Source organism: Pseudomonas sp., assembly GCF_050739655.1.
Classification (GTDB): Bacteria; Pseudomonadota; Gammaproteobacteria; order Pseudomonadales; family Pseudomonadaceae; genus Aquipseudomonas.
Genome location: NZ_JBOIBY010000682.1, coordinates 1 through 15,733 on the forward strand (window position 1 = coordinate 1; position 15,733 = coordinate 15,733).

Annotated in this window: 15 protein-coding genes; 11 read left to right on the top strand and 4 right to left on the bottom strand. The window is 58.8% G+C overall.

The window, feature by feature from the left end:
* Nucleotides 1-43 precede the first annotated feature (43 nt).
* Nucleotides 44-412: a hypothetical protein gene (locus ACRESJ_RS32285; RefSeq protein ID WP_431761531.1), complete on the bottom strand. Its 369-nt coding sequence runs from the start codon at nucleotides 410-412 to the stop codon at nucleotides 44-46.
* Between the two features lie 221 nt (nucleotides 413-633).
* On the opposite strand from ACRESJ_RS32285, the gene ACRESJ_RS32290 reads away from it, so the two are divergent.
* Nucleotides 634-1,932 carry a serine/threonine protein kinase gene (locus ACRESJ_RS32290; protein WP_431761532.1) on the top strand — a complete coding sequence of 433 codons (1,299 nt, stop codon included), beginning with the start codon at nucleotides 634-636 and terminating at the stop codon, nucleotides 1,930-1,932.
* On the top strand, nucleotides 1,925-2,713 hold the full coding sequence (locus ACRESJ_RS32295) for an MlaA family lipoprotein (protein WP_431761533.1): 789 nt from the start codon (nucleotides 1,925-1,927) through the stop codon (nucleotides 2,711-2,713). Before ACRESJ_RS32290 ends, ACRESJ_RS32295 begins: the two co-directional genes overlap by 8 nt.
* 145 nt (nucleotides 2,714-2,858) lie before the next feature.
* Here the strand turns inward: ACRESJ_RS32295 and ACRESJ_RS32300 are convergent, their stop codons facing one another.
* Nucleotides 2,859-3,773 (bottom strand): DUF808 domain-containing protein, encoded by a 915-nt coding sequence (locus ACRESJ_RS32300; protein WP_431761534.1) that lies wholly within the window; start codon nucleotides 3,771-3,773, stop codon nucleotides 2,859-2,861.
* A gap of 134 nt (nucleotides 3,774-3,907) precedes the next feature.
* Here ACRESJ_RS32300 and ACRESJ_RS32305 point away from each other — a divergent pair, with 134 nt between their 5' ends.
* The gene (locus tag ACRESJ_RS32305; RefSeq protein WP_431761535.1) at nucleotides 3,908-4,516 is read left to right on the top strand and encodes a TetR/AcrR family transcriptional regulator; all 609 of its coding nucleotides are present in this window, start codon (nucleotides 3,908-3,910) and stop codon (nucleotides 4,514-4,516) included.
* Nucleotides 4,517-4,644: 128 nt separating this feature from the next.
* Here the strand turns inward: ACRESJ_RS32305 and ACRESJ_RS32310 are convergent, their stop codons facing one another.
* Together ACRESJ_RS32310 and ACRESJ_RS32315 are read right to left on the bottom strand one after the other, a co-directional pair.
* Entirely contained in the window at nucleotides 4,645-5,103 is a 459-nt protein-coding gene (locus ACRESJ_RS32310; protein ID WP_431761536.1) for an REP-associated tyrosine transposase, read from the bottom strand.
* Between the two features lie 213 nt (nucleotides 5,104-5,316).
* The gene (locus tag ACRESJ_RS32315) at nucleotides 5,317-5,757 is read right to left on the bottom strand and encodes a GlcG/HbpS family heme-binding protein (protein WP_431761537.1); all 441 of its coding nucleotides are present in this window, start codon (nucleotides 5,755-5,757) and stop codon (nucleotides 5,317-5,319) included.
* 268 nt (nucleotides 5,758-6,025) lie between these two features.
* On the opposite strand from ACRESJ_RS32315, the gene gcl reads away from it, so the two are divergent.
* From gcl to ACRESJ_RS32355, 8 genes are all read left to right on the top strand, one after another.
* On the top strand, nucleotides 6,026-7,801 hold the full coding sequence (gene gcl, locus ACRESJ_RS32320; RefSeq protein WP_431761538.1) for a glyoxylate carboligase: 1,776 nt from the start codon (nucleotides 6,026-6,028) through the stop codon (nucleotides 7,799-7,801).
* A 141-nt stretch (nucleotides 7,802-7,942) separates the two neighbouring features.
* Nucleotides 7,943-8,725 carry a hydroxypyruvate isomerase gene (gene hyi, locus ACRESJ_RS32325; RefSeq protein ID WP_431761539.1) on the top strand — a complete coding sequence of 261 codons (783 nt, stop codon included), beginning with the start codon at nucleotides 7,943-7,945 and terminating at the stop codon, nucleotides 8,723-8,725.
* Nucleotides 8,726-8,893: 168 nt separating this feature from the next.
* A complete protein-coding gene (locus ACRESJ_RS32330) occupies nucleotides 8,894-9,787 on the top strand; it encodes a 2-hydroxy-3-oxopropionate reductase (protein WP_431761540.1) in 894 nt (297 codons plus the stop codon).
* Nucleotides 9,788-9,957: 170 nt separating this feature from the next.
* Nucleotides 9,958-11,238: a glycerate kinase type-2 family protein gene (locus tag ACRESJ_RS32335; RefSeq protein WP_431761541.1), complete on the top strand. Its 1,281-nt coding sequence runs from the start codon at nucleotides 9,958-9,960 to the stop codon at nucleotides 11,236-11,238.
* Nucleotides 11,228-12,643 (top strand): pyruvate kinase, encoded by a 1,416-nt coding sequence (gene pyk, locus ACRESJ_RS32340; protein ID WP_431761542.1) that lies wholly within the window; start codon nucleotides 11,228-11,230, stop codon nucleotides 12,641-12,643. The genes ACRESJ_RS32335 and pyk overlap by 11 nt, the downstream gene beginning before the upstream one ends.
* Before the next feature lie 146 nt (nucleotides 12,644-12,789).
* Entirely contained in the window at nucleotides 12,790-13,704 is a 915-nt protein-coding gene (locus tag ACRESJ_RS32345) for an urea transporter (protein WP_431761543.1), read from the top strand.
* Nucleotides 13,705-13,725: 21 nt separating this feature from the next.
* Nucleotides 13,726-14,550 carry an ion transporter gene (locus ACRESJ_RS32350; protein WP_431761544.1) on the top strand — a complete coding sequence of 275 codons (825 nt, stop codon included), beginning with the start codon at nucleotides 13,726-13,728 and terminating at the stop codon, nucleotides 14,548-14,550.
* 101 nt (nucleotides 14,551-14,651) lie between these two features.
* A complete protein-coding gene (locus ACRESJ_RS32355; RefSeq protein WP_431761545.1) occupies nucleotides 14,652-15,647 on the top strand; it encodes a sulfate ABC transporter substrate-binding protein in 996 nt (331 codons plus the stop codon).
* The last annotated feature ends 86 nt before the right edge of the window (nucleotides 15,648-15,733 follow it).

The following is a 15,733-nucleotide window of genomic DNA, read 5'->3' on the forward strand; positions in this document are numbered from 1 at the left end:
CATAAACCCTGTGGGAGCGAGGCTTGCCCGCGAAGGCGGTCTATCAGGTACTGCGAGAAGCCCGAACCAACCGCAACCCCGCAATCACCACCGCAAACACCGCCAGTGTCGTGTTGTACAACGCCAAGGCCGGAAACCCTAGCACCAGTGCCAGCAATGCCAGCCACCACCCTGCCCGCCCAGGCAGAACAAAGCCGATCATTGCGGCCGCCAATGCTCCCCATCCCAACACCTTGAAGTGAATCATCAGGCCCAGGTTCGAGCGGATCTGACATTCCCAGCGACTCGCCTCATCCACGCAGACACCCACCCACTGCGCATCTTCCATGAAGCCATAACGCGCGCCATAACTGGCGGCCAGCCATAACGGCAGCAAAACGAGCAGCAGAACCACGGGTAGATTGCGGGACATGAAGCACTCCAATAAGCAAAAACGGCGGCCAGCTTAATCGCCCGCTAGCCTTAAGCAAGCAATAACAACTGTTAACTGGTCATTCAATCGCTGCAAAGTGTATCGTCCAGCTACTATTACTTCGAATTAGGCCTGTTTGGTGCCGATGCTTGGCACTTTGGCGCAAATACAGTGGTCATAGCTGCGAACTTCATTCGGCACCTTTTCTAAGGGATCTAGTCATGCTCCGTTCCTTGCGCTTCGCCGCCTTGCTTGGCGGCCTAATCCTGAGTGCGTCCGCACTGGCGGTCGACATCGATGCCGCTGGTTATGGCTACCCCTTGACCAATCCGTTCGAGGCAACCATTGCCACGACGCCACCTGATCTGCGCCCCGAATTGCCGCTGGACGACGACATCGATCAATCGGATCACAGCATAACGTTGCGTCCGGAGCGCCAATTTGAGCTGCCGGACAACTTCTGGGCGGTCAAGAAGCTCACTTATCGCATCGCTACCCAGGACAAGGCCGCACCGCTGATCTTCCTGATCGCCGGCACGGGTGCGCGCTATGACAGCAGCCTGAATGAATACCTGAAAAAGCTTTACTACAAGGCTGGCTACCACGTGGTGCAACTGTCATCGCCCACCAGCTTTGACTTCATGAGTGCCGCATCGCGCTTTGCCACGCCAGGCATTACCAAGGATGACGCCGAAGACATGTATCGGGTGATGCAGGCGGTGCGGGCGCAACACCCGAAACTGCCGGTGACCGATTACTACCTGACGGGTTACAGCCTGGGCGCTCTGGACGCGGCATTCGTAGCGCACCTTGACGAAACTCGCCGCAGCTTCAACTTCAAGAAAGTCCTGCTGCTCAACCCCCCGGTCAATCTCTACACCTCAATCACCAATCTGGACAAGCTTGTGCAGACAGAGGTCAAGGGCATCACTAACAGCACCACTTTCTATGAGCTGGTACTGAACAAACTGACTCGTTACTTCCAGCAGAAGGGTTACATCGATCTCAACGATGCCCTGCTCTACGACTTCCAGCAGTCCAAGCAACACCTGACCAACGAACAGATGGCGATGTTGATCGGCACCTCGTTCCGCTTCTCGGCAGCCGATATCGCCTTCACCTCGGATCTGATCAATCGCCGCGGCCTCATCACGCCACCGAAAACTCCGATCACCGAAGGCACCAGCCTTACGCCGTATCTCAAGCGAGCGCTGCAGTGCGACTTTGACTGCTACATCACTGAACAGGTAATCCCGATGTGGCGCGCCCGCACCGATGGCGGCAGCCTGCTGCAACTGATCAACCAGGTGAGCTTGTATGCACTGGAGGATTACCTGCGCAACAGCCCGAAAATCGCCGTCATGCACAACGCCGACGACGTGATCCTGGGCCCGGGTGATCTTGGTTTCCTGCGCAAGACCTTCGGCGATCGCCTGACCGTTTATCCGCTGGGCGGCCACTGCGGCAACCTTAACTACCGCGTCAACAGCGACGCCATGCTGGAGTTCTTCCGTGGCTAAATACCTCCTGCTTATCGCCGCGTTACTCTGCGCAACCGCTGCCAATGCCGACAACAGCAAAGCCAACGCCCCGGTGGTCGTCGATAGCGACGGCTTCAAGGAACCGTTGAGCAAACTGAAATTCAACCCGGGCCTGGATCAGCGCGAATTCGAGCGATCCACGCTCAGTGCGTTGAACGTCTACGACCCGCTGGAAGAGTGGAACCGCCGCGTCTACCACTTCAACTACCGCTTCGACCAATGGGTGTTCCTGCCGGTGGTCGGTGGCTATCGCTACATAACGCCAAGCTTCCTGCGCACAGGTGTCAGCAATTTCTTCAATAACCTGGGTGACGTGCCGAACCTGCTCAACAGCCTGTTGCAGTTCAAAGGTCAGCGCTCAATGGAAATCACCGGACGCCTGTTGCTTAACACCACCATCGGTATCGCCGGCCTGTGGGACCCGGCCACCGCCATGGGCCTGCCGCGCCAGAACGAAGACTTCGGCCAGACCCTGGGTTTCTATGGCGTACCGGCTGGCGCTTATTTCGTGCTGCCGATCCTCGGCCCGTCGAACCTGCGTGACACAGGCGGGTTGGTGGTGGATTTCAGCGCAGAGAATGCGATCAACTTCCTCAACGTCGCCGAAGTCAGCTCCAACCATCCGGAAGTGTGGATTCTGCGTGGCGTCGACAAGCGCTATCAGACCAGCTTCCGCTATGGCCAGCTGAACTCGCCGTTCGAGTATGAGAAGGTTCGATACGTGTACACCGAGTCGCGCAAGTTGCAGATTGCGGAGTAATTGCAGTCACCAAAAATACCTGTGGGAGCGGGCTTGCTCGCGAATGCGGTGGATCAGTCAACATTGATGTCGACTGACACGGCCCATTCGCGAGCAAGTCGAAACGTCGCACCGCCGCTCCCACAGTTTTGATCGGTTGTAACCTTCAGCCCTTCAACGCTTTCCAGATTTTGCTGACAACGGTCACCGCTACCAACACCACTGCCCCCGCCAAGATCCCGGCCACCGCATTGAGCAGCGTCGGAACGATAAACCCGGCACCGCCCGCGCCTGCGCCAACACTCTCGATCCAGTGATGCACCACCGGCAAGCCGTGAACAAGAATCCCGCCACCCACCAGAAACATTGCTGCCGTACCAATTACCGACAAGCTTTTCATCATGTACGGTGCCGCCCGCAGAATCCCGCTCCCGATGCTTTTGGCCATCTGCCCCGGCTTTTGCGTCAGCCACAAACCCAGGTCATCGAGCTTGACGATACCCGCCACCAGGCCATAGACACCAATGGTCATGACGATAGCGATGCCTGATAGCACGATCACTTGCTGGGTCAGCGACGCGCCCGCCACCGTGCCAAGGGTGATGGCGATGATTTCCGCCGAAAGAATGAAGTCGGTACGAATCGCGCCCTTGATCTTGTCCTTTTCGAAGGCCACCAGGTCCACCGCCGGGTCTGCCACCGCCTCGGCCAGTTCAGCATGTTCGGCCTGATCCTGGGTCTCGCTGTGCAGAAATTTGTGGGCGAGCTTCTCGAATCCTTCGAAACACAGGTAAGCACCCCCGACCATCAACAACGGCGTAACCAGCCACGGGATGAACGCGCTGATGGCCAATGCCGAAGGCACCAGGATCAACTTGTTGATGAAGGAGCCCTTGGCCACAGCCCAAACCACGGGGATTTCCCTCTCGGCACGCACGCCACTGACCTGCTGGGCATTGAGCGCCAGATCATCGCCGAGCACGCCCGCAGTCTTTTTGGCGGCCATTTTGGTCATCAACGCCACATCGTCCAGAACCGCGGCGATGTCGTCGATCAGCACCAGCAAACTGCTTCCTGCCATGAATCGGGTTTCCTTCTTTAATGAATGCCGTGCAGCATAGCGCGGCCGTGCACCCCACGGAGCATTCTTGAGCGCCGCCAAAGGCCGGTGATACCATGCTCAACCGCCAGTACAGGCAAGGAACCCCCTGGTTTATGAGCACCATCCGCGAGCGCAACAAACAACTGATCCTGCGTGCCGCCAGTGAAGAATTTGCCGACAAGGGCTTTGCTGCGACCAAAACCAGTGACATCGCAGCCAAGGCCGGATTGCCCAAGCCCAACGTCTACTACTACTTCAGATCCAAGGAAAACCTCTATCGCGAGGTTCTTGAAAGCATCATCGAGCCGATCCTGCAGGCCTCGACGCCGTTCAACCCGGACGGTGTGCCCAGCGAAGTGTTGATCGGCTACATTCGCTCGAAAATCCGCATCTCCCGTGACTTGCCGTTTGCCTCCAAGGTATTCGCCAGCGAAATCATGCACGGTGCCCCACACCTGAGTGCCGACCTGGTTGAGCAGCTAAACGGCCAGGCCAAGCACAACATCGATTGCATCCAGACCTGGATCGACCGCGGCCAGATCGCCCCGATCGACCCCAACCACCTGATGTTCAGCATCTGGGCCGCAACCCAGACCTACGCCGATTTCGACTGGCAAATCACCGCCATCACCGGCAAGGAAAAGTTGGACGAAGCGGATTATGAAGCGGCTGCGCAGACGATTATCCGGTTGGTGCTCAAGGGGTGTGAGCCGGATAAGTGAGACCGAGGTGCCCTTATCGCTGGCGAGCCAGCTCCCACAGGATTGTGTGCTGAATTAAATTCTTTGAACGACACAAAACCTTGTGGGAGCTGGCTTGCCAGCGATGAAGGCAACTCGATTCAAAGTTGTTAAAGCCAAACTGCATCCCACAGTGGATAGTCGCCAAGCTTCTCTACCAGACCTGCCCGCAATGGGTTAGCCACCACATACCGCGCCAATCTCACCAAATCCTCTTCTCGCCGCAGTGCCCGGTCGTGATAGCCCTGTTGCCATAACGGTCCGGCCCTTTTACTGCAATGATTTACCTCTCGAGTAATCAGGGACTTGGTCTCGCGCATCAGCCTGCGCAGGGAACAGTTTTCCAGCTCGATCAACCAGTGAAAATGATCGGGCATGACGACCCAAGCCAAAGAGTTCGCCAATCCATGACTTTGCGCCCGACGAAATTGATCAACAACCAATCTGCCCAATGCAAAATTGGCAAAGATCGGTTGGCGATCAAGTGTATTGGTGGTCAGTAGATAGATTCGATTAGGTTCGGCATAGCGACCCGTTCGCAGGCGATGTGATGCAGGCAGGTCAGGCATTCCTTTGCCCCTTCATGATGTGTTCATCAGAAGGCTAGACCTCAGAGCCCCATTTTACTGGGTCGGTCTTTAATTTTGATGTGTCAGCAAGGCCGATATCGCTGGCAAGCCAGCTCCCACAAGGTTTTGTGTCGCTCACAGAATTTGAATTAAACACAAGACCCTGTGGGAGCTGGCTCGCCAGCGATGGCTTTCAATCAGGCGCTACAAAAATCAAGCCACCACCCCCGCATCCGCCCTCAACCCCAGCGCCTCGATCGCATTGATCGCGCATTGCTCATCGACATCCGACAGATCCCCGCTGATCCCCACCGCTCCCAGCACAATCCCGGCCTGATCACGAATCAGCACACCACCCGGTGCCGGCACGACGCTGCCCTGCCCCATGCTGTTGAGTGCAGCGATGAACGCTGGGCGTTGCTGGGCGTCCAGTGCCAGCAGGCGTGAGCCCTTGCCCAGGGCGATGGCACCCCAGGCTTTACCGATGGCGACTTGCGGGCGTATCAAGCTGGCGCCGTCTTCGCGCTGCAGGGTGATCAGATGCCCACCGGCATCCAGTACCGCGATGGTCAAGGGCGCAGCGCAAATGGCACGCCCCGCGTTAATGGCCTCGTTGACCAGGTTGACTGCGACTTTCAAGGTTAAAGCGCTCATGGTGCCGTCCTCATTTTGTTTTTCGGAAAGCCGTGGGGCTGCGCATTTTTGCCGCAGCCCGATGCAATAAATAGAACACAATGAGTTATTTTTTTGTATACAATAATTTTCGAAAAGCGCCACATGCGACGAAAAGCCACAGCACAAAGGGCTTTCGACGAATGAAACGACCGCTTGAGAAAATAAATTGACCTGCGTTGCTTGCCGTGAATACACTCGGCGCAAAGCCACTTGTATACAATTACAAAACGTAAAGAGGCACAAAACCATGAGCAAAATGAGAGCAATCGAAGCCGCCGTTCTGGTGATGCGCCGTGAAGGGGTTGATACCGCTTTTGGCATCCCGGGTGCCGCCATCAACCCGCTGTACTCCGCCCTGCAAAAGGTCGGCGGCATCGATCACGTCCTCGCTCGCCACGTTGAAGGCGCCTCGCACATGGCCGAGGGCTACACCCGCACCAAAGCCGGCAACATCGGCGTGTGCATCGGCACTTCCGGCCCTGCCGGTACCGACATGGTCACCGGGCTCTACAGCGCCTCGGCCGACTCGATTCCAATCCTCTGCATTACCGGCCAGGCACCCCGCGCCCGTCTGCACAAGGAAGACTTCCAGGCTGTCGACATCACCAGCATCGTCAAGCCTGTGACCAAGTGGGCAACCACTGTTCTCGAACCAGGCCAAGTGCCTTACGCGTTCCAGAAAGCTTTCTTTGAAATGCGCTCCGGCCGTCCAGGCCCAGTGCTGATCGACCTGCCGTTCGACGTTCAGATGGCTGAAATCGAATTCGATATCGACGCCTACCAGCCACTGCCATTGGCCAAGCCGAGCGCTACCCGGATTCAGGTGGAAAAAGCCCTGGCGATGCTGGATCAAGCCGAGCGCCCATTGCTGGTGGCCGGTGGTGGCATCATCAATGCCGACGCCAGCGATCTGTTGGTCGAGTTCGCCGAGCTGACCGGTATTCCGGTTATCCCGACCCTGATGGGCTGGGGCACCATCCCGGACGATCACCCGCTGATGGTCGGCATGGTTGGCTTGCAGACTTCACACCGCTACGGCAACGCGACCATGTTGAAGTCCGACGTGGTGCTGGGCATAGGTAACCGTTGGGCCAACCGTCACACCGGTTCGGTTGATGTCTACACCGAAGGCCGCAAGTTCATTCACGTCGACATCGAAGGCACTCAGATCGGCCGCGTGTTCACCCCGGACCTGGGCATCGTTTCCGACGCCGCTGCCGCGCTGACCGTGTTCATCGAAGTCGCTCGCGAATGGCAAGCCGCCGGCAAGCTGAAAAACCGCAGCGCCTGGCTGCAAGACTGCCAGCAGCGCAAATCCAGCCTGCAGCGCAAGACTCACTTCGACAACGTGCCGGTCAAGCCGCAGCGCGTTTATGAAGAGATGAACCAGGTGTTCGGCAAGGACACCTGCTACGTCAGCACCATCGGTCTGTCGCAGATTGCCGGCGCGCAGTTCCTGCACGTCTACAAGCCGCGTCACTGGATCAACTGCGGCCAGGCAGGCCCGTTGGGCTGGACCATTCCGGCAGCGCTGGGCGTGGTCAAGGCTGATCCGAACCGTAAAGTCGTGGCCCTGTCGGGGGACTATGACTTCCAGTTCATGATCGAAGAATTGGCGGTGGGTGCGCAGTTCAAGCTGCCGTACATCCACGTCGTGGTGAACAACTCGTACCTGGGTCTGATTCGTCAGGCGCAGCGCGGTTTCGAAATGGACTACTGCGTACAGCTGTCCTTCGACAACCTGAACGCTCCGGAACTCAACGGCTACGGTGTCGACCACGTTGCTGTTGCCGAAGGCCTGGGCTGCAAGGCACTGCGTGTGTTCGAACCGGCTGACATCGCCCCTGCCCTGCGCAAGGCCGAAGAGATGATCGAGGAGTTCAAGGTGCCGGTGATTGTCGAGATTATCCTGGAGCGCGTGACCAACATTTCCATGGGTACCGAGATTAACGCCGTCAACGAATTCGAAGACCTGGCGCTGGTTGGCAACGACGCACCGACTGCGATTTCGTTGCTCGATTAACTGCTGACAATGATCGTTCCCACGCTCTGCGTGGGAATGCAGCCCAGGACGCTCTGCGTCCCCAAAGCGTGGCGCAGAGCGCCACATGAGGCATTCCCACGCAGAGCGTAGGAACGATCCAATCTGTTTTAGGAGACCACCATGCCGCGTTTCGCAGCCAACCTGTCCATGCTGTTCACCGAACAGGACTTTCTCGCCCGTTTCGAAGCGGCCGCCAAGGCCGGCTTCAGTGGTGTCGAATACCTGTTCCCGTACGATTTCAGCTCTGCCGAAATCAAGGCCACGCTCGACGCCAACGGTCTGACCCAAGTGTTATTCAACCTGCCGGCCGGTGATTGGGCCAAGGGCGAGCGCGGTATCGCCTGCCTGCCGGACCGCGTTGAAGAGTTCCGCGCCGGTGTCGATCTGGCGATTGCCTACGCGCAAGTGCTGGGCAACACCCAGGTCAACTGCCTGGCCGGTATTCGTCCACAGGGCGTGGACGATGCCACCGTCGAAAAAACCTTCGTCGCCAACCTCAAGTACGCGGCCGACAAGCTGCAGGCGGCGGGCATCAAACTGGTGATGGAAGCGATCAACACCCGCGACATCCCAGGCTTCTACCTGAACAACACGGCGCAAGCCCTGTCGATTCGCGAGCAGGTGGGCAGCGCCAACCTGTTCCTGCAATACGACATCTACCACATGCAAATCATGGAGGGCGATCTGGCCCGCACCATGCAGTCGCACCTGGGCGAGATCAACCATATCCAGTTGGCCGACAACCCAGGGCGCAACGAACCGGGCACCGGTGAAATCAACTACCGCTTCCTGTTCGAACACCTGGATCGCATCGGTTATCAGGGTTGGGTTGGCTGCGAATACAAGCCACTGACCACCACCGAAGCGGGCCTGGGCTGGCTGAAAGCCCACAACGCGATCTGATCGAACAACACAAAACCCTGTGGGAGCGGGCTTGCCCGCGATGGCGGCAGCACACAAAACAAATAGGTTGCCTGACCCGCCGCCATCGCTGGCAAGCCAGCTCCCACAATGAATCTGCTGCATATCTAAGACTGCGTTGCAGCATCGAAATAAAACGAGGATTTTCTCATGGCTAAAATCGGATTTATCGGCACCGGCATCATGGGCCACCCAATGGCGGCGAACCTGCAGAAAGCCGGTCACAGCCTGTTCCTGTCGGCGCACCACGACGCCGCCCCTGCTGACCTGGTCGCCGCAGGCGCCGTCGCACTGGCGAACCCGAAAGAAGTCGCCCAGGAAGCCGAATTCATCATCGTCATGGTTCCGGATACCCCGCAGGTCGAGGATGTGCTGTTCCGCGCCGACGGCGTTGCAGCCGGTATCGGTAAAGGCAAAGTCGTGATCGACATGAGCTCGATCTCGCCGACAGCCACCAAGGCGTTCGCTGCCAAGGTCAACGAAAAAGGTGCCCAGTACCTCGACGCGCCAGTGTCTGGCGGTGAAGTTGGTGCCAAGGCTGCGACCTTGAGCATCATGGTCGGCGGCGATGCCGATGCCTTCGAACGCGCCTTGCCGCTGTTCCAGGCCATGGGCAAGAACATCACCCTGGTCGGTGGCAATGGCGACGGTCAAACCGCGAAAGTGGCGAACCAGATCATCGTTGCGCTGAACATCCAGGCCGTTGCCGAAGCCCTGCTGTTCGCTGCGAAAAACGGTGCCGATCCAGCCAAGGTGCGTGAGGCGCTGATGGGCGGTTTCGCCTCGTCGAAGATCCTCGAAGTGCACGGCGATCGCATGATCAAGGGCACTTTCGATCCAGGCTTCCGTATCAGCCTGCACCAGAAGGACCTGAACCTGGCCCTGCAAGGCGCCAAGGAACTGAACATCAACCTGCCAAACACCGCCAACGCCCAGCAAGTGTTCAGCACCTGCGCAGCCATCGGTGGCAGCAACTGGGACCACTCGGCGCTGATCAAGGGCCTGGAACACATGGCGAACTTCTCGATTCGCGACAAGAAGTAAGCCCTGCCCGAACCTGCCCCGATGATCGTTCCCACGCTCTGCGTGGGAATGCAGCCCGGGACGCTCCGCGTCCCATAGGCGGACGCAGAGCGTCCATTGAGGCATTCCCACGCGGAGCGTGGGAACGATCAACCTGCGTAAACAAAGAACAATAAGATTGGGAGCCCGCCATGTCGGTCGATCCGCAACAACTGCTGCGCGAGCTGTTTGCCACAGCCATCGATGCGGCCCATCCGCAGCAAGTCCTCGAAGCCCATCTGCCTGCCGATCGCACCGCTCGAGTGATCGTCATCGGCGCCGGTAAAGCGGCGGCCGCCATGGCTCAGGTGGTCGAGCGCTGCTGGCAGGGTGAAGTGTCCGGTCTTGTGGTGACGCGTTACGGTCACGGCGCCCCTTGCGAAAAAATCGAAGTGGTCGAAGCTGCTCACCCGGTACCCGATGCGGCCGGTCTGGCCGTCGCCAAGCGCGTGCTGGAACTGGTCAGCGGCCTGAGTGAGTCCGACCGCGTGATCTTCCTGCTCTCGGGTGGTGGCTCTGCCCTGCTCGCATTGCCCGCGGCCGGCATCACCCTGGCCGACAAGCAATCCATCAACAAATCCCTGCTCAAATCCGGCGCCACCATCGGCGAGATGAATTGCGTGCGCAAGCACCTCTCGGCGATCAAGGGCGGACGACTGGCCAAAGCCTGCTGGCCTGCCACTGTTTATACCTATGCGATTTCCGATGTGCCGGGCGACCTCGCTACGGTCATCGCCTCCGGCCCGACCGTGGCCGACCCGAGCACCAGCGCCGAAGCGCTGGCGATCCTCAAGCGCTACAACATCGACGTGCCAGCGTCCGTTCGTACCTGGCTGCAAAGCCCGGAATCGGAAACGGTCAAACCCGGCGATCCGAGCCTGGCCCGCAGCCATTTCCAGTTGATCGCACGCCCACAGCAATCCCTGGAAGCCGCCGCGGTGAAATGCCGTCAGGCCGGTTTCAGCCCGCTGATCCTCGGTGATCTGGAAGGCGAATCCCGGGAAGTGGCAAAAGTCCATGCCGGTATCGCACGTCAAATCGTCCTGCACGGCCAGCCACTGGCAGCGCCCTGCGTGATTCTTTCCGGCGGTGAAACCACAGTCACCGTGCGCGGCAATGGCCGTGGCGGTCGCAACGCCGAATTCCTGTTGAGCCTGACTGACAGCCTAAAAGGACTGCCCGGCGTCTACGCATTGGCCGGTGACACCGACGGTATCGACGGCTCGGAAGACAACGCCGGCGCCATCATGACGCCGGACAGCTACGCCCGCGCCGCCGCAAAGGGCTTGAGCGCCAGCGACGAGTTGGACAACAACAATGGCTATGGCTACTTCGAGGCGCTCGACGCGTTGATCGTCACCGAGCCGACCCGTACCAACGTCAACGACTTCCGCGCCATCCTGATCCTTGAGAGCACTAAACATGACGCCTGATAAAAAGGTCAAAATCCTCGCCACCCTTGGCCCGGCCATCGACGGGATCGATGACATCCGCGAGCTGGTGCAGGCCGGGGTCAATATCTTTCGCCTGAACTTCAGCCACGGCGATCACGCCGACCACGCCCAGCGCTTTCAGTGGATTCGGGAAGTCGAGCGTCAACTGAATTACCCGCTTGGCATTCTGATGGACCTGCAAGGCCCGAAACTGCGGGTCGGCAAGTTCGCCGAAGGCAAGGTGCAACTGGTGCGCGGTCAGGCTTTGCGCCTGGACCTAGATGCAACGCCGGGTGATGAGCGCCGGGTCAACCTGCCGCATCCGGAAATCATTGCAGCCCTGGAGCCAGGCATGGACCTGCTGCTCGATGACGGCAAACTGCGCCTGCGTGTGGTCACCAAATACGACGATGCCATCGACACCACGGTGCTCAATGGCGGCGAACTGTCGGACCGTAAAGGCGTGAACGTGCCGCAAGCGGTGCTCGACCTCAGCCCGTTGACCGCCAAGGATCGCCGAGACCTGAGCTTCGGCCTGGAACTGGGTGTTGACTGGGTGGCGCTGTCGTTTGTACAGCGTCCGGACGACATCCGCGAAGCCCGTGCACTGATCGGCGACCGAGCGTTTTTGATGGCCAAGATCGAGAAGCCATCGGCCGTGACCCAGCTGCGGGAAATCGCCGAATTGAGCGACGCGATCATGGTCGCCCGTGGCGACCTGGGCGTGGAAGTGCCTGCCGAGAGCGTGCCGCAGATTCAGAAAAACATCATCAGCACCTGCCGTCAGCTCGGTAAACCGGTGGTGGTGGCGACGCAGATGCTGGAGTCGATGCGCTTCTCACCGGCACCAACCCGCGCCGAGGTAACCGATGTTGCCAATGCCGTGGCCGAAGGTGCGGACGCGGTAATGCTGTCGGCGGAAACGGCCTCAGGTGAATACCCGCTGGAAGCCGTGCAGATGATGAGCAAGATCATCCGCCAGGTGGAAAACGGCCCGGATTATCAGACGCAACTGGACGTCAGCCGGCCAAAAGCCGAAGCGACGGTTTCCGATGCCATCAGCTGTGCGATCCGCCGTATCAGTAACGTGTTGCCGGTGGCGGTACTGGTGAACTACAGCGAGTCGGGCGCGTCGAGCCTGCGTGCAGCGCGGGAGCGGCCGACCGTACCGATCCTCAACCTGACGCCGAATCTGCAAACCGCTCGTCGCTTGACCGTGGCCTGGGGCGTGCATTCGGTGGTCAATGATCGGCTGCGTCAGGTCGATGAAGTCTGCTCGACAGCGCTGGAAATCGCCCAGGCCCAGGGCATGGCCGAGCGTGGAGATACGTTATTGATCACGGCGGGTGTGCCGTTTGGGCAGCCGGGATCGACTAACTCTTTGCGTATCGAGACGTTGATCTAGAACGCCATACCGGCCTCATCGCCAGCAGGCTGGCTCCCACTTTGGTTTTGTGTCGATCACACAATCAAGACTGAACAGAGATTCAGTGTGGGAGCCAGCCTGCTGGCGATGCCGGCAACTCGGTCCCACTGACTTTTTGAACTGCCATGCCTGCCAATCACTTCAACACCCACTGCCCCGACTGGGCCGAAGCCATGCTCAACGGCTTCAGCCAGATATTCCTCCAGCGCAATCCGCTGTGCGGCTTGCTGATTCTTTCGGCCATCCTGTTCACCGCCCCGGCCCTGCTCGGCGGCGCATTGCTTGGCGGTGTCGCCGGGCTGCTCACCGCGCAACGCCGTAACTACGCCAAGGCTGATCGTCAGGCCGGGCTGTACAGCTACAACGGCGTGCTGCTCGGGCTTTTGCTGAGCGTGTATTTCCCTTGGTCGGCGATGATGCCACCACTGATTCTGGCCGCCGGCGGCCTGAGCGCGATGATCACTCAGCAGTGGCTCAAACGCGCCCGACTCAGCCAATACCTGCCCGCCTACACTGCGCCATTCGTAGTGCTGAGCTGGTTGTTGCTGTGCTTCGCCACGCCCTCGACGGACGCACATTTGATCGAAGTCAGCCCGCTGAACATGTTCTTCGCACCACTCAAAGGCCTGGGCCAGGTGATGTTCCTCGGTCATCCATTGGCTGGTGCGATGATTGCAGCCGGCTTGTTGATCGCCGATCGCCGCGCATTCTGCTGGGCGTTGTTGGCGTCTGGCGCGGGCATGGGATGGAGCCTGCTGCACCACGATTTCTATACCGCACTGCTCGGCCTCGGCGGTTACAACGCCGTGCTTGCCGCCCTCGCCTTCAGCACGCAGCGCCAGCAGTGGTGGCTGCCACTGCTCGGCATCGCGTTCGCGCTGTTGCTGACGCCGATATTTGCAGCAATCGGCCTGCCCACGCTTACCGCGCCATTCATCCTCGGCTGCTGGGTGATCCGCAGTGCTGTGCAAATGCTCGGCAAGTCAACAGTCACCAGCGCGTCTTGCACTCACGGGGACAATCAACCTAGGCTGCGCTGATCTTCGTATCAGGCGTTATCCATGGACAGCAGCAAGCACTGGCGTGAACAGCTTTACGTCATGATTTTCCAGACCGACACCAAAGCTGGCAGGCGTTTTGACGGCATCTTGCTGTTGATCATCCTCGCCAGCCTGGTGATCGTGATGCTCGACAGCATCAACAGCGTTCATCGCAACTACGCCGGTTTGCTGGCCTATATCGAATGGGGCTTCACGGCGATCTTCCTGGGCGAGTACATCCTGCGCTTGTACTGCTCGCCCAAGCCTTTGCGCTACGCCTTCAGCTTTTACGGGCTGGTGGATCTGCTGGCCATCGTGCCTGGCATCATCGCGCTGTATTACAGCGACGCGCAGTACCTGCTGATCATCCGGGTCATCCGGATGCTGCGAATTTTCCGTGTGCTCAAGCTCAGCCCGTACCTCAAGCAAGCCAACTATCTGATGTCGGCGCTGCGCGGCAGCAAACAGAAGATCGTGGTATTCCTGGTCAGCGTCTGCACCCTGGTAACGGTGTTCGGCACGCTGATGTATGTAATCGAAGGCCCGGAACACGGTTTCACCAGCATTCCCAAAGGCATCTATTGGGCAATCGTGACCCTGACCACCGTGGGCTTCGGCGACATCGTGCCGAAGACACCATTGGGCCAAGTGATTTCATCGTTGGTGATGATCACTGGTTACTCGATCATCGCCGTGCCCACCGGGATTTTCACCGCCGAACTGGCCAACGCGATGCGCGGCGAACAGCTGCAACACGATTGCCCGGTGTGCCGCAAAAACAGCCACGAACACGGTGCCGCGTTCTGCTCTCGGTGTGGCAATGCACTGTTCAAAAAACTGGAATAAGCAAAGAGCTTTTTAATCTTTAAACGACTATGCGCGCCCGGCTATAGTCGCTGGCAAATTGCCTCGCTTTGAATAACAACTTCTCGAACAAGGAATTCGCAGTGAAAAAACTCTTTGGCGCCTCACTCCTGGCCGCCGGTCTGGCCCTGACCAGCATGGCTCAAGCCGCACCGACCCTGCTCAACGTGTCCTACGACGTGATGCGCGATTTCTACAAGGACTACAACACTGCGTTCCAGAAGCACTGGCAAGCCGAACACAACGAAAACATCACCCTGCAGATGTCTTTCGGCGGTTCCAGCAAACAGGCGCGCTCGGTCATCGACGGTCTGCCTGCTGACGTGATCACCATGAACATGGCCACCGACATCAACGCCCTGGCGGACAACGGCAAACTGGTCCCGGATAACTGGGTCACCCGCTTGCCGAACAACAGCGCGCCGTTCACCTCGGCCACTGTGTTCATCGTGCGTAAAGGCAACCCGAAAGCACTGAAAGACTGGCCGGACCTGCTCAAGGATGGCGTGCAAGTCATCGTGCCAAACCCTAAGACCTCGGGTAACGGCCGCTACACCTACCTTTCTGCCTGGGGCTATGTGCTGAAAAACGGCGGTGACGAGAACAAGGCGAAAGACTTCGTCGGCAAACTGTTCAAGCAAGCACCTGTGCTCGACACCGGTGGCCGTGCCGCAACAACCACATTCATGACCAACCAGATCGGCGACGTGCTGGTGACCTTCGAAAACGAAGCGGAAATGATCGCCCGCGAGTTTGGCCGCGACCAGTTCGAAGTCATCTACCCAAGTGTCTCTGCCGAAGCCGAACCACCGGTGTCGGTGGTCGACAAAACCGTCGACAAGAAAGGCACTCGCGCCGCCGCCGAGGAATACCTGAAGTACCTGTGGTCGCCAGAAGGCCAGGAAATCGCTGCCGCCAACTACCTGCGTCCGCGTGACCCGGCCGTACTGGCCAAGTACACCGACCGTTTCCCGAAAGTGGACTTCCTTTCGGTGGAAAAAACCTTCGGTGACTGGCGCACCGTACAGAAAACCCACTTCAATGATGGCGGGATTTTCGATCAGATTTACACCCAGTAAATCCAGCGAGAATAAAAAAGGCGACCTGAAGAGGTCGCCTTTTTTGTTGGTTGCCCCACTGTAGGAGCTGTCGCAGGCTGCGATCT

What these genes read in the sequence shown, in the direction of transcription:
- ACRESJ_RS32285 (WP_431761531.1), bottom strand. Translation starts at nt 412, where the DNA reads ATGTCCCGCAATCTACCCGTGGTTCTGCTGCTCGTTTTGCTGCCGTTA.
- ACRESJ_RS32290 (WP_431761532.1), top strand. Translation starts at nt 634, where the DNA reads ATGCTCCGTTCCTTGCGCTTCGCCGCCTTGCTTGGCGGCCTAATCCTG.
- ACRESJ_RS32300 (WP_431761534.1), bottom strand. Translation starts at nt 3,773, where the DNA reads ATGGCAGGAAGCAGTTTGCTGGTGCTGATCGACGACATCGCCGCGGTT.
- ACRESJ_RS32305 (WP_431761535.1), top strand. Translation starts at nt 3,908, where the DNA reads ATGAGCACCATCCGCGAGCGCAACAAACAACTGATCCTGCGTGCCGCC.
- ACRESJ_RS32310 (WP_431761536.1), bottom strand. Translation starts at nt 5,103, where the DNA reads ATGCCTGACCTGCCTGCATCACATCGCCTGCGAACGGGTCGCTATGCC.
- ACRESJ_RS32315 (WP_431761537.1), bottom strand. Translation starts at nt 5,757, where the DNA reads ATGAGCGCTTTAACCTTGAAAGTCGCAGTCAACCTGGTCAACGAGGCC.
- gcl (WP_431761538.1), top strand. Translation starts at nt 6,026, where the DNA reads ATGAGCAAAATGAGAGCAATCGAAGCCGCCGTTCTGGTGATGCGCCGT.
- hyi (WP_431761539.1), top strand. Translation starts at nt 7,943, where the DNA reads ATGCCGCGTTTCGCAGCCAACCTGTCCATGCTGTTCACCGAACAGGAC.
- ACRESJ_RS32330 (WP_431761540.1), top strand. Translation starts at nt 8,894, where the DNA reads ATGGCTAAAATCGGATTTATCGGCACCGGCATCATGGGCCACCCAATG.
- ACRESJ_RS32335 (WP_431761541.1), top strand. Translation starts at nt 9,958, where the DNA reads ATGTCGGTCGATCCGCAACAACTGCTGCGCGAGCTGTTTGCCACAGCC.
- pyk (WP_431761542.1), top strand. Translation starts at nt 11,228, where the DNA reads ATGACGCCTGATAAAAAGGTCAAAATCCTCGCCACCCTTGGCCCGGCC.
- ACRESJ_RS32345 (WP_431761543.1), top strand. Translation starts at nt 12,790, where the DNA reads ATGCCTGCCAATCACTTCAACACCCACTGCCCCGACTGGGCCGAAGCC.
- ACRESJ_RS32350 (WP_431761544.1), top strand. Translation starts at nt 13,726, where the DNA reads ATGGACAGCAGCAAGCACTGGCGTGAACAGCTTTACGTCATGATTTTC.